Source organism: Lactobacillus sp. ESL0259, assembly GCF_003693045.1.
In the GTDB taxonomy this organism is placed as follows: domain Bacteria; phylum Bacillota; class Bacilli; order Lactobacillales; family Lactobacillaceae; genus Lactobacillus; species Lactobacillus melliventris.
Genome location: NZ_REHP01000006.1, coordinates 232,179 through 247,614, shown reverse-complemented (window position 1 = coordinate 247,614; position 15,436 = coordinate 232,179). Strand labels below are relative to the sequence as shown.

The window sequence follows — 15,436 nt, the reverse complement described above, 5'->3', positions numbered from 1 at the left end:
GGATTAAAACCGTAGGAGGAATTTAATATGTCAGTAGTTTCAATGAAACAATTGCTTGAAGCTGGTGTCCATTTTGGTCACCAAACCAGAAGATGGGATCCTAAGATGGCTCCTTATATCTTCACCCAAAGAAATGGTATCTACATCATTGATTTGCAAAAAACCATCAAAATGTTGGATGATGCTTATGCCTTTGTTAGAGCCGTTGCTCAAAATGGTGGCGTTATTCTTTTTGTTGGTACTAAGAAGCAAGCACAAGATTCAATCGCTGAGGAAGCTACTCGTGCTGGCCAATACTACGTTAACCAACGTTGGTTAGGTGGTACCTTGACTAACTGGAAGACTATCCAAAGCCGAGTACAAAGATTGAAAGATTTAAAGAAGATGTCAGAAGATGGCACATTTGATGTGTTGCCAAAGAAGGAAGCTTCTCTTTTAACTAAAGAAAAGGATAAATTGGAAAGATTCTTAGGTGGTATTGAAGATATGCCTAGAATTCCTGATGTTTTATTCGTAGTTGATCCTAAGAAAGAAAAGATTGCTGTTCACGAAGCTAACATTCTTGGTATTCCTGTTGTTGCTATGGTTGACACTAACACTGATCCAGATCCAGTTGACGTAGTCATTCCTGCAAATGATGACGCTATCCGTGCAATTCGTTTAATTACTGGTGCCATGGCTGACGCTGTTATTGAAGGTAAACAAGGTCAAGATGACGATGATGCCGAGGCTGAAATGGCTAAGGGTGCAGAAGAAAAGCATGCTGATACTGAAAATGATGCAGAAAAAGCAGTAGAAGCTGAAGAAACTTCTGACTCAGATGAAGACTAGTTTTTAATTATCAATAAGTTTTTATTTGGAAGGAAAAATAATGGCAAGTATTACTGCTAAACAAGTAAAAGAATTACGTGACCGCACAGGTGCTGGCATGATGGATTCCAAGAAGGCTTTGGTTAAAGCTGATGGTGATATTGAAAAAGCAATTGACATTTTAAGAGAAAATGGCGTTGCTAAAGCTGCTAAGAAGAGTGGCCGTATCGCAGCCGAAGGTCTTGCTGAATATGCTTTTGATGGCAACGATGCAGTTGTGGTTGAAGTCAACTCAGAAACTGACTTTGTTTCATCTAATGATAAATTCATTAAGTTGGTAGATGATGTTACCAAAGCTATTTTGGCAGCGAAACCAGCAAATGTTGACGAAGCATTGAAAGCTCCGCTAGGTGATTCAACAATTGGTGATGCTATCACTAATTTAACAGCAGTTATTGGTGAAAAAATCACTTTAAGAAGATTTGATTTAATTACTAAAAATGATGATGAAGTCTTTGGTGCATACAAGCATAATGGTGGTGCAATTGTTTCGGTTGTTATCTTAAAAGGAAACAGTGAAGAAGCAGCTAAAAACATTGCCATGCACGTTGCGGCAATTAATCCAGAATACTTGAACAAAGATTCTGTACCAAAGGCTGACTTTGATCGTCAAAAAGAAGTTTTCACTAAGGAAACTGAAAATGAAGGCAAACCTGCTAAGATTATTCCTAAGATTGTTGAAGGTAGAGTAAACAAGTATCTTAGTGAAATTTGTTTAGTAGACCAACCTTATGTTAAAGATGGCGATATGACTGTAGCAGAATATGCTAAATCAGAAGGCTGCGAAGTTGTCGGCTACAAGCGCTATGAAGTTGGCGAAGGTATTGAAAAGAAGCAAGAAGACTTTGCTGCTGAAGTAAAAGAACAAATGCAATAGATATTTTTGATAAAATTATCTGATGAAAAGCTCTCATCTCTATTGATGAGGGCTTTTTGTATTCAGTTGAACGCTCATTTTAAGGTAACAAAAATCTTAATCAATCCTAAATGATAAGAAAAAACAAGATAACGTATAAAATAAACAGCTATCTCAACAAAAAAACTTAAATTTTCTTTTATTTTTAAAAGCAATTTACATTTATTGCGGAATTTCTTTTAGAATTAGTGTAGTATTTATTAAAGGACAAAATTTTGTTTATAACTAGATTTATTTAAAACGAGGTGATATTTATGGGTTTCTGGGTTATGATTCTTTCACTAATTTTCGGAGCAATACTAATATACCTTAGCTTTGCTGGTCGGCTTTCTAAAACAACAAAATATATTGCTTTTTTAGCAGGATTTTTACTGTTAGCTGGAGCCATTTTTATAGCTACACCAGACGGAGCGGACTTTATAATGAAAATCACATAGGAAAGTGAAATGTATTTAAGTGCTAGAGCTTTTATAAAAATTGGCACTGTATCTTGTTGCACTGGCAGCAAGATACTTTTTTATAAAAATTGTGACTTTTATCACTTATGATCTTGACGATGAAGTTACTTCATCAATTAAAATAAATTTGTAAAAGATATTTAATAAGGAGATTTAAAGATGACTAAGAAATCATTTGTAGGTAAAGGCCAGGGATTTAAAAGTCAGATAGTTTTAAAAGGAGAATTTGCTGACAATAAATTAAGTGAAATAGAGTTAGTTTCAAGTGATGAAACCAAAGATGTCGGTGAAAAAGCCCTACCAAAACTTGTAGATGCTGCAAATAAAAGTAAAAAATTTCAAGTTGATGTGATTTCTGGAGCATCAAGAACTTCTAAGGGCTTTAACGAAGCTCTAAAAGATATTGAGAATCAGTTAAATGGTGTAGAAGTCGGAACAGAAACTACTGTAAAAGATGGTAATTATACAGTTGAAGTAAAGTCTTTTAAAGAAAACCAGGGACTGCCTGGTACTGGCAGGGCATCGATCAATGTCACATTTAAAGATAATAGAATTACAAATATTGTTGTACCAGAATATACTGATACACCAGTAATTGGCGGAATGGCATTTGATCTATTAAAGAATAAAATAATAAAGAATCAGTCTACTACTGTTGATGTGATTACTAGTGCAACAGTTTCTTCAAATGCATACCTTTCTGGTGTTGCAAAAGCAATTTCAAAAGCGGGTGGTAACCCTGAGTCTTTTGCAAATCGTAAAATTCAAAAGCCCATTGCTAAACATAAGGAAATACATACAGATATTATAGCTATTGGAGCAGGGCTATCAGGATTTAGTGCAGCAATTGAAGCAGCAGATGAAGGTGCTAGAGTAGTCCTTCTTGAAGCGGGACAAACTTATAGCAGCTCTACTACCCGTGCTCAAGGATTTGTCATGGGTGCTGATACGGATGAACAAAAGAGAAGGGGGATTATGGACTCAGCCGATGACTTTTATAATGATTTAATGACTGTTTATGGTGATGAGCCAAATATTGAACCCAAATTGTTACGCAAGCTAGCTAATGAGTCTGCAGATTATATTTCGTTTTTAGAAAATCAGGGAATAAAATGGGATAAAGTGGTTAATATAGCTCCTAAAAAGCCAAGATTAACAAAACGCGCTCACACTATTAAAGGTATGGGAACCACTTTAATTCATGCTCTGGTTGATTCAGCCAAAGCAAAAGGTGTAGATCTGCGATTGGGAATAAAAGTAGATGAGCTAATCGTGGAAGATGGAAAAGTTAAAGGTGTTAAAGCAACTACTGTAGATGGTGATAAACTGTCGATCTATGCGTCAGCGGTAATAATTGGAACAGGTTCTTATACCGCAAATATGGCAAAAATTAAGGAACTTAATCCTAAAATGACCAATATAGAGATAATAGTTGGCAATGGCGATGGATCAGCTTTGAACTTTTTCAAGCAGGTTAATGCCAAAATAATAAATGTTCCTTATTTGCAATTTATGTATTACTTTTACGGTGTCTCTTTTGGGGATAAATTCCCTGAGGCAATTCCTGAATCTCCTACTTTACCAAACTATGATGTCCTATGTGTTGATGGTGGCGGTCAAAGACTGGTTTCTGAAGATGATTTTACATTTGAGTTTACTAAAAGATGTTGGCGTAATGGTTACGATGAAGGCTATGCCGTTTATGGGCAAAAGACAGCAGAAAAATACCCAGTTATGACTGAATTAGGTCTAACTAAAAAAACAATTCAGGGTAAAAACTTTGGTTATAAAGAAGATAGTATTGAAAAATTAGCACAAGATGTTGGAATTAAACCTGATAAATTAAAAGAAACAGTCTCGCGATACAATGTACTCTGTGAAAAAGGAAAAGATGAGGACTTCCACAAAAATGGAGAGAACATGATTAAAATTACCGCGCCGTTTTATATTTTAAGAATGCCACAGATTTGTACTGATGGCTATACTGGAGCAAAAATTAATGAAAACGGTCAGGTGCTCGATAATACTGAAAAGCCCGTTCCAGGATTATACGCAGCCGGTTCATGTGCTGACAGTGGAGTCATGGGAATCGATTATTTTGGAGATGGTATGTCATTATTAAATTGTGGAGTATTTGGACGCGCTGCAGCTAAAGATGCTGTTTCTAAATTGAATGAAAACTAGTTAAAAAAATTTAAAAAGATTTTGACAAAATATGTTAAAGTCTTTTTTTCTGCTTTAATATAGCTATAAGCATACAAAGGAAGTAGAAAAATGATAGATCATAAAGCGTATCCCTATGTCTATACTTCTTCACAGCTGGGTAAGTATTTTGGGATTTCCATTAAGGGTATAGAATATTATGAGAGAAAAAAATTAATCAACCCTAAAAGAGTTGGCAATAATAATCAGAGACAATTTAATTTAAATGATACATATCGAATTTTCACGGCTAGGTATCTTAGTCAGTCGGGTTTAACTCTTAATGAAACACTGGATGTCTTAAACGCTTCAAATGAACAAATTGCTTTAAAGTTTTTAGTAAAAAATTTGCATGATTCTGAAAAAGAATTTGAACGTATCAACGCTTCTATAGAAGTAATGACTCACAACATAAAGCTTTTACAAAAAGTTTTGAACTATCACAGTTTTTTTGAAATAACAAAATCACCAACATTAAAAACATTGTTTTTACGAGAAATGGACGGTCCTCATAAAAGTAATAAAGAACAAACAGATGAATATCGCACTTGGAATGAGTTAATGCCGATAACGAATGGCTCAATCCGTTATAGAAAAAAGGATATTTTGAATAAAACATCAAAAATTGAACCAGAAATTGAAATGCTAATCAGCGAAAAATATTTTAAAGCTTTTGGTTTAAAAAATAGTAATCGTGTTAATACTATCCCTTCCAAAACTTGCTTGCATACAGTTGTAGTGGGTAATGCTCAAAATATTGATAATAAGGGGTGGTTAAATTCTATAAGATCTTATTTAAAAGAAAATAATTATCTCTTAAATGGTGATATCATAACTTCCTTACTTTTAGTCTTAGATAATTCGCAAAAGCATATCAGATATGATGAGGCCTGGATACCAATCAAAAGTAAGTGGTGAAAATAGTAACATAGGAGGAAATTTATGAAGTTTTGGATTATGGTTTTAGGTCTTGCCTTTGGAGCAATACTAATATATCTTGGTTTTGCTGGTAGATTTTCTAAAACAACAAAGTATATTGCTTTTTTGGTCGGTTTCTTATTAATAGCTGGAGCTATTTTCTTGTCTACTCCAGACGGAGCCGAATTTGTAATGAAAATCACCTGATTTATCATGAAATCGCTTGCAAAATATTAGCATTCCGTGTATACTTTAAAACTGCACTGTTAATTTACAGCGCAGTATTTTAGTTTTTAATGGAGGCGTGAAAATGGAATTTACTGAGCAAGATTTTGAAAATCGTAAAAATTTTGTCAAAGGTATGTTTTCGTTAGGTGGATTAAGTGAATGCGGTAAATCTGCCGCTGGAATCTATTTTGACAGCATTGGTATTAAACGAATGAAGATCATTGCAATAGAAAAAGAAATGATGATAGAACGTAATTATCAGTTCACTGGACATCCATCAGAACAAGATTTTACCAATCTTTATGCTAAAGACACTGAACAAGTGTTTAAAGAGTTCTTATACCGTTTAATAGGTAAAATGCAAGAAGAAAATATTCATTATGCATCAATAGAAAGCCTATACCGTTCAGAATTGGGTGTTTATCTAAAAAAAGAACTGGGTCCTAAAATGATGAACATTTACATTGAAGCGCCTCTTGAAGTTCGCGCACAAAGAGAATATCAAAAGCAAACAATTGATAACGGCGAGAATTTTACTTTTGATGAAATAGTAGAACGGACCAAAAATAAGGATCAGTTCAAAATCAAGCATGGGGCACTAAAAGTAAAGGACATAGCAGATATTATTGTTAACAATGATTCTTTTGTAGAAAATGAAAAGCAGTACTTAAATATTATGGCAGGCATTGCTTCTATAGTAAAAAAGTAAAAAAATAAAGCACTTTGACTCTTTTTAGTGTCAAGGTGCTTTTTGGTTAGAAATATTTATTATTTTAGACTAAACCCGCTTAAGAACTTTTTTGCTTTTGACCACCAAATATGAAGAAAATATGCTGAAGTGAAGGATAATGTCCATGTCAGTACCCACATGCCAAAAAAGGTTAGAAATGGGTGATAAACAGCATGATAACTCATATTTAAGCCACGCCACAGCAGTTGATTCCAAAACACATTTGATAAATATGCTCTATAGGCATAGGTTGCTAAAAAGTGAAAAAATTTTAAACATTTCTCCAATTTGTGCCTGATATTAAATAGACATAGTGCAGCTACCAAAGCAATTACAGCCAAGCAATAAAATGTCATTGATGGTTTATAATAAGGCGCATTTGCAAAAAGAACCGGATGGCCAAAGCCATGTAATTCAAAATTAGTCCAGAAAAAGCATGCAGCAAAAACAACTAAAATTAGCCACCAAAACTTATATAGAAACGTGTTAACGTAATCCCTAAATTGCCACGCCAATACACCAAAAACACCGTAAATCACAAACGAAATGAAAATACGATCCAGCAGATACCAGCTTTTTTCGTGTGGCCCATGAAAAACGTAAAAGTCATAAAACCACAGCCAGAAAAAATACAAAACAAACGTAATACCGGCAACTGATAAACCCCGTTTTACGTTGTTAGCAACATAACGACTGATTCCCCAGAAAATTGGCATCAAAATTATAAATTGTAACATCATGGTGTTATACCATAGATGAGGAGCAGCGTTACCGTTGACAAATTGCCAGCAAAATGTACCAAAATTATTGAACTTTCTTATTTGCTGAAGCCAGGGCATTCCCAACAAGTAGATCAAAGTCCACCAGATTGTAGGAACAAACAAATTTGACCAGTTTGCTCGTAAATGTTTTTGATATGAAAAATTGCCTGCTATATCGTTAGTACGAATAGTTGTATACAAAATGCCAAAGATAAATGCTGGAGCAGTGTACTTAACCAAATTATACATAACGCCAAAAATATCTTGCGTATTATATGGTTGTCCCACTCCCATAATTAAGGACATTATTGGTTGAGACATAACGGCGCTGCAAGCAAAAACCTTCAGGTAATCACCTATGTCAGCTATTTCGTATGCCGGATAATGATATTTATCCATTTTATTTAAGACCTTTCTTAGTAGATTTGTGAGATCCCTAAGAAGTTAAATTCAATATATGCGCTTTTTTAAAAAAATGCAAGCTCATTTTCTGTAATTTAATATGATTGTGCTTCTACTAATACATTGGCAATTTCATTACTGAACAATCTTTGCGTGTCAGTTAATGTCTGGTGTGGCGTGTTTAAATAAATTATGCGATGAGGAGATTTAGGAATAATTCTGGCAATATCAATTGCATTAGAATTTTTAAAGTATTCTCCCCAAGTTACTGAAGGAATAAAACCTATTCCTAATCCAGCAATGATCATTTCTCTAACAGTCGCTGGTTCATCTGACTGGTATTTAAAATTCAATTTTAAATCATTACTGAGCATAAATTTATTGATAGTTTGCTGTAATTCTGTTTCGTCATTTTCACCTACAAAAGTAAAATTTTCTAGTTCAGTGATATTAAACATATTCTTTTTTCGCATAAAGTTTCTTTTCCAGCCAATTACAATTTCTTCTCTTAAAAGTGGAATTGTCGTAAAATCGGCGATCTTATTTGAAGAAATAATAAAATCGAATTGCTTGAGATCCTTGGCAAAGGTTGTCCTTTGATGAATGTTCAAACTGACATTGGGCAGTAATTTTTGCATTTTTAAAGCAATAATTGGAATTAAGGGAGAACCTACGGTAAAAAGTACGTTAATTTCACTGATTTTGTTTATAGAATTAACCCTAACAGCGTTTATGCCACGATTCAATAAATTAAGGCTGTCAGAAACATACGTGTAAAAAACTTTTCCTTGTTGATTCAATTTAATAGTTCTTCCTTGACGATCAAACAACTTAACCCCAATTTCTTCTTCAAGTTGTTTAATCGTTTTACTAATTGCCGATTCACTTACAAACGCCCTTTTAGCAGCTTCAGTAACTGATCCAAGGCTTGCAACACTGACAAAATACTTCAGACCTGTTAAGTTCATTTTTTACCTTCATTAATAACTTTTTAGTTAACTATTATTCCTATTTTCTATTATAAATGGTTATTAAATGGGATTAAACTAATATTGTGAGATCCAAAGAGGTGATAACGTGAAGTGTTTGTGGTTGTTTCCTGGGCAGGGAGGTCAAAACCCAGGTATGTTAGAAGATATAGACCCAGATTTGAAATTAAAAGTTGAAAATTGGACGGGAGTGAAGTTAACAGACAGTTTAGAAGGCTACCAAGATTCACAACAGATACAGCTAAGTATATTGCTTTTGCAAGTTAGCGAGGTTGATCAACTTAAAAAAATGGGTTGGCAACCAGATCTTGTTGCGGGTCATTCTCTCGGAGTTTTTGGCGCTGCTTATGCCGCAAATGTAATTACTAAAGAGGATGTTTTTAAATTAGTTAGTTTAAGGGCAAAATTAATGCAGTCTTCTTATCCAGAAGGCTATGGTATGGGAGTAATAGTAGGTTTATCTCGGCAAGAAGTTGCTGAAATGGTTAAAACTATACATACGTCAGAAAATCCGGTATATTTGTCCAATCAAAATTCGGAATTGCAAAACACATTGTCAGGCAAGCTTTCTGCCATTAAGCAGGTACTAAATTTTGCTACTAAAAGTGGTGCGACAAAGGCTAAATTGTTGCGCGTTCCCAACCCATCACATTCGCCTTTAATGGCAAAAGTAGCAAATAAAATGAGTCAGGAAATAACAAAGCTGAACTTGCTGGATCCTGACTGTATTTATCTAGCAAATAATAATGGTCATCCTGTGAAAAAAGCTGAAGAAGTTAAATATGATTTAGCAAATAATTTAATCCATCCAGTTTTTTGGGAAACAATGATCGATGTGGCGCTTGAGTATAATCCTCAAATTAGTATTGAGTTCTCTCCCGGGAACGCGTTTACCAAATTATTAAAAATGAAAACAGATCAAATAGCTAATATTGTTTTAAGTGAAATGTCAGTGTCAGATGCCGACTTTTTACTAAATAAATGGAAAGGATAATAAAATGAGTGAAAGAAATTGGCATTCTCATCGAGATGCAAAGCTTGCTCGGCTAAATAGTGCAAGTAAGCTTCTGGATGGTAAATTTGCTCAAACGGAAGATGTTGTTAAGGTTCTTGAGACTTTAATTAAGCCTCAGGATAAAGTGGTTTTAGAAGGTGATAACCAGAAACAGGCTTCCTTCTTGTCTGAAGCCCTAGCTAAAGTAGATGCGGAAAAAGTTCATGATTTGCATATGATTATGTCCAGCATTTCCAGGCCGGAACATCTTGATATTTTTGATTTAGGTATTGCTACTAAAATGGACTTTTCATATGCTGGCCCACAAAGTACGCGAGTATCACAGATGATTGCCGATGGGACCATGAAAGTAGGTGACATTCATACTTATCTAGAGCTTTTTGGGCGTTTGTTCATTGATTTAATTCCAAATGTTGTTTTAGTAGCAGCGGACAAAGTTGACCATGAAGGTAATTTATATACTGGCTTTAACACTGAAGAAACACCTACGATAGTTGAAGCAGCAGCTTTTCATGATGGAATTGTCATTGTGCAGGCAAATGAGATTGTTGATAAGGTTCCTCGGGTAGATATTCCAGCTGATTGGGTAGATGTAGTCATTCCTGCAGATAAGCCTTATCAACTTGAACCCTTGTTTACGCGTGACCCCCAAGCAATTAGTGAATTGCAAATTTTGATGGGAATGATGGCAATTCGCGGAATTTATGAAAAACATAATGTTCAAACTCTTAACCATGGTGTCGGCTTTAATACTTCTGCCATTGAGCTTTTACTACCAACATATGGCGAGCAGTTAGGCCTTAAAGGTAAAATTTGTCGTAACTGGGAACTGAACCCGACTCCAACTTTAATTCCTGCAATTGAAAGTGGCTGGGTCGATTCGATCCATTCATTCGGCGGAGAAGTTGGTATGGAAAAATATATTGCTGCTCGTCCTGACATTTTCTTTGTGGGTAAAGACGGCACTATGCGTTCTAACCGTGCTCTTGGGCAGGTAGCTGGTCAATATGCCTGCGATATGTTTGTTGGCTCAACTTTGCAAATTGATCAGTGGGGCAACTCTTCTACCGTTACTCATGGTCGTTTATCAGGCTTTGGTGGTGCTCCTAACATGGGCTCAAATCCAACAGGGAGACGGCATTCGACTGCAGCCTGGCAAAGCTTAAAGCCGGCTGATAATCCGTTAGCAAAAGGTCAAAAATTAGTGGTACAAATGGTTGAAACCTTTGGTTCAAATAAAAAACCAGTTTTTGTCGATCATTTGGACGCAGAGGAAGTTAGAAAAGAAGCAAAACTAGCTAATGTGCCAATCATGATTTACACAGAAGATACCACGCATATTGTGACTGAAGAAGGGATTGCATATCTTTATAAAACAGATAGTATGCAAGAGCGTAAAGCTGCTATTGAAGCAATTGCCGGTGTCACTCCTATTGGGCTTCGTTCTGATTCTGCAGAGGTTAAGAAATTGCGCGCCCAAGGGATTGTTGCTTTGCCTGAAGACTTAGGAGTTCGCAGACAAGATGCTAAACGCTCATTACTAGCTGCTCAAACAATGGATGATCTGGTCGAATGGTCACACGGTTTATACAATCCACCGGCTAAGTTCAGATCATGGTCATAATGGAGGTCAATAAAATGGAGAAACTTAATTTTACTTATCAAAATTCAGAAACTGTAAAAAAATTTGTTCATGTTGGTGTAGTGGCTTCCGGAGACTTGGAAATCTTACTTTATCCGGCCGAGAAGACAACGGTAGACATCGTAACTGGTAGTGATGGGTTCAAAGAAGTTTGGCATAATGTTCTTGATCGCTTTTTTACTCGTTATCCTTTAAAGGGTAAATTTGTTATTCATGATTTTGGAGCGACCCCAGGCGTGGTTAATCTTCGCCTCACTCAAGCAATGGAGGCATTAAACGATGAAAAATAGTTTTGTAGAATTGAATGGACGTCAACGTGCTTTTAGTTTACTTGATGAAAATTCAGGCCGCGAAATTGTTGGCCCTGAATTTGATTTCATTTCACCACATTTGGAACCACAAAACATTGTTCCTGAAAGTGATGATGGTGTGATTGTCGTCAAAGGTAAATTAAACAAAAAGGATGCCGTTATAATCTCAATTGAAGGAAGCTTTCAAGGAGGCGGAATTGGTGAGGTTTCTGGTGCAAAAATTGTAGCTGCCTTAGAAAAAACGCTTGAGGATAATAAAAAAGGTGAAAAAGAGTATCCAATTATTATCCTTGATACTGGTGGCGTACGTTTGCAGGAAGCTAATTACGGGTTGTTGTCAATTTCAGAAATACAAAATGCAGTTATTGCTCTCAAGAAATATGTGCCGGTAATAGGTGTTGTACCTGGAAGAGTAGGTAGTTTTGGCGGCATGTCTATTACAAGTGCAATTCTCTCATACCTTATTACAACTCCAAAAGCCAGGATTGCGCTGAATGGCCCAGAAGTTATAGAGCAAGAAGCTGGTGTTAGAGAATTTGATTCAAGTGATAAGAATTTAATATGGGACACTTTAGGCACACGTCAAAGGGTTAAAACTGGCATTGCTGATGAAGTCGTTACAGATGATGTTGCAGCCATTAAAGAAGCTATTTCAAATGCAATTATGGAAAATAAGGATGCACATAGAACTGAGCAAGCTGATTTTTATCTTTCTTTAATAGATAAAATTGATTTTACTCAACCCCTAGATACCAAGGAGTATAGTAATTTATTTGCGGCAAACAATCCAGTAGAGCATGAAGTTCAAGAAGCTCATGCAAGTAAACAACCAAAAACAAAATCACGTGGTCGACTCTGGTTTGAAAAACTGACAGGAATTGAAAATGCTGAATCTAATTACTCTACGGTTCTTCATGCTGCAAAAGATGGGAAAGAATATATTGCTATTGTTCCTGATGAGCATAATCGTTTTCCTCGAGTACGAGAAGGTGAAGTTGGCTTACAGGAAGGTTTCTTAGTAGCTAAAGTTGTTAACCAGATTGTTGCAGAAGATAAAGATAAGCAGACAAAGCGTCCGCTGGTTTTAGTGGTGGATGTACCAAGTCAGGCTTATGGTTATAAAGAGGAATTAATTGGTATTCATATAAGTTTGGCATCTGCTGCTGCGGCTTACGCAAAAGCCCGTCAATCTGGGCATCCCGTAATTGCCTTTATTCCTGGTGATGCTGTTTCAGGTGGATTTTTGGCCCACGGATTGCAATCAAATCGCATTATTGCTTTAGCAGACGATTCAATCACAATCCAGGCCATGTCTAAAGCTTCTGCCGCTCGGATTACTGAGCGTACAATTGCGGAACTTGAAGAGGCTACTAAGCACGTTCCAGCAATGGCCTATGATATTCATAATTATGAAAAACTTGGTGCTTTATACAAGTTAGTGCCTGACGTTTCTTCATGGGATGCTAATGTGGAAGCAACTCAAAAGATTGAAACAATTATTGATGAAGCAATTGCAAGCACAAAGAATCAACCAACTGATTTAAGTTTTAGATATGAGACCCCAATTGCTGTTGAAAGTGGACGAAAAGCAACAAACCAAATGCGTAGGATTGTGTTTGATCAATGGAAGAAATAAAACAAGTTTGGCCACATGACTTGCTAACATTCAATGACAACCATGATTTAATTTTAAAAGGGAATCCTTTACCTGACTGGGCAAAGGATTCTTTGTCTAAAGCAAAAATCGTTGTTGTCAGACGTGGGCTTGCAAAGCAGGGTCTTATTCCTGTGGGTCTGAGAGGAAGTCGTAGGAGTCAGCGCTTAGCTGGATTTTTAGTGAAAAAGCGAGTAATAAATTGTTATAGTCCAGCTTATTTTATAAAAAACAAATCATGGGAAATTTTGACTCCTGAAAGGCGGAAACTGCCTCAGTTTCAAGCTCTAGAAAAAATATGTCCCTTATTAAGGAAATATAGTTGGGGTATTGGTGGTTCCTTGGCTTATGAAATGGCAACAGGTATTGCTATGGTACAAAATAATTTAAATCATAGAAGTGATTTAGACATAATTTTAGTTGCAAAAAGAAAGATTAATATTGAACAGTCTAGAAAATTATTGACCATGCTAAACCAATATCAAGTTCATGCAGATGTTCAGGTAGTTAAAGGACAAAATGGGTTTGCGTTAGCAGAATACGCAGCAAACCGTAGTCCCAAAGTATTAGTCAAGACAACTGCTGGCCCAGTCCTTACGGCTGATCCATGGCATTTTTTAAAGGTAAACTAGATGAGCTATTATCAAACAAAAGACGGTATAAATTTAAATTTTCATCTCTACGGCAAAGGTAAACCAATAGTGCTAATAACCGGTTTTGGAGGTTATCAAGAAATTTGGCTGAAACAAATCTCTTATTTAGTGGATATGGGTTACCAGGTCTTAACTTATGATCATCGTAACATGGGTCAAAGTGAGCGGACGGCATGTGGTCATACTCTTAGGCGATTAACTACTGATCTAATTGAATTGTTGGATTTTCTTGCAATTAATCACGCTGCTTTTATTGGTCACTCAATGGGAGGCAGCGTTTTATTTGCTTTAATTGATAGCAAACCAAGCTTAATTGATTTAGCTTGTATTGTTGATCAGAGTCCATATATGCTAAACACGACAAATTGGCATTTTGGCTTTATGAATTTCACTGCTCAAAATTACAAAACTCAATGTCAAAAAGCTCCGAATACTCAGGAAACTTTACATGGACTTGATTCGGATGTAACTCATAGACTTAATTTAATTAAAAGAAAGTTCCCTTTTAATAGACAAAGCAATCTGGACCTTTTACAAGAGCATATTCAATATGATTGGCGCGATCTTATAAAATATACTGATCGTAAAATGGCTGTTTTTGCTTCCCGACAAAGTCCATATTACAATGCAAAATTTGCCGAGTGGATGTGTCTAAATAATCTACACATTAAGTGTGCCATTTTGGATAACTGTGGACATGATATAATGGCAGAAGTACCAAGCCAGTTCAACCAACTTTTACGCCATTTTCTATTAGCAAGCGGCTATTTACCTGGAGGGGGCAATTAAAATGTTTCGACACGAAATAGTCATTACACAAGGAATTTTACCGTTTAAAATCATTATTCATAACAAGTCTGTTATTCAAATCACTAAGCACTGGCATCAATCTCTCGAAATTGATTATACAGTACACGGTGATGGTGACTATTTTGTTTCAGGTCATAAAACTCATTTAAAAGATGGAGATTTCATAATTATAAATTCTGGAGAAGTTCATGGTGTTGAAAACATTGCTCCAGGTGACAAAAGAAGATCGCTCACTCTTTTAATTCCTGCAAAAACCATGAAAAAGATGGTGCCTAATATTGCTAATTACTATTTTGTTTCCCAACATACCGATCCTAAGAAAAATAAAATTATTAAAAAGGAATTAGCGGCCATTTATTATTTATGGACGAAGAAGGATAATCACTATGCTCAAATTGAAATTCTCGGGCACTTTTATTTACTATTTTCGCATCTTCTGAAAGATTTTTTAGTTCAAAAAAGCGAAGTTCTGACATTTAATGAGGTTAAAAAACAGGATAAAGTTAAAGAAATTATTGCTTATCTTTCGCAAAATTTTACCGAAAATTTGACACTTAGCGATATAGCAAAACACTTTAATTTCTCTAAAAATTATCTTGATCGTCTTTTTGAAAAGGAGGTTCATACAAGTCTTATGCATTACCTCCAATTGATTAGATTACAATATGCTTATCAGGAAATTGCCAATACCAACTTACCCATTAATATTATTGCCGATCATTGTGGCTTTGCTAATGTTAAGAGCCTACAAAAGCTATTTAAAAAAATATACCAAGTTTCTCCTAAACAATATCGTGAACAATTAAAAAGTCAATAATTTGCCTATTATAAGTTAATTTTTTAAACTTTGTAAAGCACATTTTCCCTATACTTAGTG

General features: G+C 35.5%; 15 protein-coding genes. 13 read left to right on the top strand and 2 right to left on the bottom strand.

Annotated elements, in window-relative coordinates:
- The first annotated feature begins 27 nt into the window (after window positions 1-27).
- The 6 genes from rpsB to F5ESL0259_RS04995 all read left to right on the top strand — a co-directional run bounded on the left by rpsB (window position 28) and on the right by F5ESL0259_RS04995 (window position 6,301).
- Entirely contained in the window at window positions 28-831 is an 804-nt protein-coding gene (rpsB, locus tag F5ESL0259_RS05025; protein ID WP_122026169.1) for a 30S ribosomal protein S2, read from the top strand.
- A 40-nt stretch (window positions 832-871) separates the two neighbouring features.
- The gene (gene tsf, locus F5ESL0259_RS05020) at window positions 872-1,747 is read left to right on the top strand and encodes a translation elongation factor Ts (RefSeq protein ID WP_122037692.1); all 876 of its coding nucleotides are present in this window, start codon (window positions 872-874) and stop codon (window positions 1,745-1,747) included.
- A 656-nt stretch (window positions 1,748-2,403) separates the two neighbouring features.
- Complete coding sequence (locus F5ESL0259_RS05010) at window positions 2,404-4,428, top strand: FAD-dependent oxidoreductase (protein WP_122037691.1); 2,025 nt, start codon at window positions 2,404-2,406, stop codon at window positions 4,426-4,428.
- A gap of 90 nt (window positions 4,429-4,518) precedes the next feature.
- Window positions 4,519-5,364 carry a MerR family transcriptional regulator gene (locus F5ESL0259_RS05005; RefSeq protein ID WP_122037690.1) on the top strand — a complete coding sequence of 282 codons (846 nt, stop codon included), beginning with the start codon at window positions 4,519-4,521 and terminating at the stop codon, window positions 5,362-5,364.
- A 24-nt stretch (window positions 5,365-5,388) separates the two neighbouring features.
- On the top strand, window positions 5,389-5,571 hold the full coding sequence (locus tag F5ESL0259_RS05000) for a hypothetical protein (protein WP_122037689.1): 183 nt from the start codon (window positions 5,389-5,391) through the stop codon (window positions 5,569-5,571).
- Window positions 5,572-5,674: 103 nt separating this feature from the next.
- A complete protein-coding gene (locus tag F5ESL0259_RS04995) occupies window positions 5,675-6,301 on the top strand; it encodes a hypothetical protein (RefSeq protein ID WP_122037688.1) in 627 nt (208 codons plus the stop codon).
- Between the two features lie 59 nt (window positions 6,302-6,360).
- On the opposite strand, the gene F5ESL0259_RS04990 is transcribed toward F5ESL0259_RS04995, so the two are convergent.
- Window positions 6,361-7,482 carry an acyltransferase family protein gene (locus F5ESL0259_RS04990; protein WP_122037687.1) on the bottom strand — a complete coding sequence of 374 codons (1,122 nt, stop codon included), beginning with the start codon at window positions 7,480-7,482 and terminating at the stop codon, window positions 6,361-6,363.
- Window positions 7,483-7,580: 98 nt separating this feature from the next.
- Window positions 7,581-8,453, bottom strand: a complete 873-nt coding sequence (locus F5ESL0259_RS04985) for a LysR family transcriptional regulator (RefSeq protein WP_122037686.1) — start codon at window positions 8,451-8,453, stop codon at window positions 7,581-7,583.
- A 157-nt stretch (window positions 8,454-8,610) separates the two neighbouring features.
- Here F5ESL0259_RS04985 and F5ESL0259_RS04980 point away from each other — a divergent pair, with 157 nt between their 5' ends.
- From F5ESL0259_RS04980 to F5ESL0259_RS04950, 7 genes are read left to right on the top strand one after another with little or no spacing between them, the layout of a single operon-like run.
- Window positions 8,611-9,468: an ACP S-malonyltransferase gene (locus F5ESL0259_RS04980; RefSeq protein WP_233558042.1), complete on the top strand. Its 858-nt coding sequence runs from the start codon at window positions 8,611-8,613 to the stop codon at window positions 9,466-9,468.
- 4 nt (window positions 9,469-9,472) lie between these two features.
- Complete coding sequence (gene mdcA / locus F5ESL0259_RS04975) at window positions 9,473-11,113, top strand: malonate decarboxylase subunit alpha (protein WP_122037684.1); 1,641 nt, start codon at window positions 9,473-9,475, stop codon at window positions 11,111-11,113.
- Window positions 11,114-11,127: 14 nt separating this feature from the next.
- Window positions 11,128-11,421 carry a malonate decarboxylase acyl carrier protein gene (mdcC, locus tag F5ESL0259_RS04970; RefSeq protein ID WP_046325010.1) on the top strand — a complete coding sequence of 98 codons (294 nt, stop codon included), beginning with the start codon at window positions 11,128-11,130 and terminating at the stop codon, window positions 11,419-11,421.
- Window positions 11,411-13,078: a biotin-independent malonate decarboxylase subunit beta gene (gene mdcD, locus F5ESL0259_RS04965; RefSeq protein WP_122037683.1), complete on the top strand. Its 1,668-nt coding sequence runs from the start codon at window positions 11,411-11,413 to the stop codon at window positions 13,076-13,078. Before mdcC ends, mdcD begins: the two co-directional genes overlap by 11 nt.
- Window positions 13,066-13,728 carry a malonate decarboxylase holo-ACP synthase gene (locus tag F5ESL0259_RS04960; RefSeq protein ID WP_122037682.1) on the top strand — a complete coding sequence of 221 codons (663 nt, stop codon included), beginning with the start codon at window positions 13,066-13,068 and terminating at the stop codon, window positions 13,726-13,728. Before mdcD ends, F5ESL0259_RS04960 begins: the two co-directional genes overlap by 13 nt.
- Window positions 13,729-14,538, top strand: coding sequence for an alpha/beta fold hydrolase (locus F5ESL0259_RS04955; RefSeq protein WP_122037681.1), 810 nt, complete (start codon window positions 13,729-13,731; stop codon window positions 14,536-14,538).
- A gap of 1 nt (window position 14,539) precedes the next feature.
- Entirely contained in the window at window positions 14,540-15,376 is an 837-nt protein-coding gene (locus tag F5ESL0259_RS04950; RefSeq protein WP_122037680.1) for an AraC family transcriptional regulator, read from the top strand.
- The last annotated feature ends 60 nt before the right edge of the window (window positions 15,377-15,436 follow it).

Coding starts and splice junctions, on each gene's coding strand:
- rpsB (WP_122026169.1), top strand. CDS start 28: ATGTCAGTAGTTTCAATGAAACAATTGCTTGAAGCTGGTGTCCATTTT.
- tsf (WP_122037692.1), top strand. CDS start 872: ATGGCAAGTATTACTGCTAAACAAGTAAAAGAATTACGTGACCGCACA.
- F5ESL0259_RS05010 (WP_122037691.1), top strand. CDS start 2,404: ATGACTAAGAAATCATTTGTAGGTAAAGGCCAGGGATTTAAAAGTCAG.
- F5ESL0259_RS05005 (WP_122037690.1), top strand. CDS start 4,519: ATGATAGATCATAAAGCGTATCCCTATGTCTATACTTCTTCACAGCTG.
- F5ESL0259_RS05000 (WP_122037689.1), top strand. CDS start 5,389: ATGAAGTTTTGGATTATGGTTTTAGGTCTTGCCTTTGGAGCAATACTA.
- F5ESL0259_RS04995 (WP_122037688.1), top strand. CDS start 5,675: ATGGAATTTACTGAGCAAGATTTTGAAAATCGTAAAAATTTTGTCAAA.
- F5ESL0259_RS04990 (WP_122037687.1), bottom strand. CDS start 7,482: ATGGATAAATATCATTATCCGGCATACGAAATAGCTGACATAGGTGAT.
- F5ESL0259_RS04985 (WP_122037686.1), bottom strand. CDS start 8,453: ATGAACTTAACAGGTCTGAAGTATTTTGTCAGTGTTGCAAGCCTTGGA.
- F5ESL0259_RS04980 (WP_233558042.1), top strand. CDS start 8,611: ATGTTAGAAGATATAGACCCAGATTTGAAATTAAAAGTTGAAAATTGG.
- mdcA (WP_122037684.1), top strand. CDS start 9,473: ATGAGTGAAAGAAATTGGCATTCTCATCGAGATGCAAAGCTTGCTCGG.
- mdcC (WP_046325010.1), top strand. CDS start 11,128: ATGGAGAAACTTAATTTTACTTATCAAAATTCAGAAACTGTAAAAAAA.
- mdcD (WP_122037683.1), top strand. CDS start 11,411: ATGAAAAATAGTTTTGTAGAATTGAATGGACGTCAACGTGCTTTTAGT.
- F5ESL0259_RS04960 (WP_122037682.1), top strand. CDS start 13,066: ATGGAAGAAATAAAACAAGTTTGGCCACATGACTTGCTAACATTCAAT.
- F5ESL0259_RS04955 (WP_122037681.1), top strand. CDS start 13,729: ATGAGCTATTATCAAACAAAAGACGGTATAAATTTAAATTTTCATCTC.
- F5ESL0259_RS04950 (WP_122037680.1), top strand. CDS start 14,540: ATGTTTCGACACGAAATAGTCATTACACAAGGAATTTTACCGTTTAAA.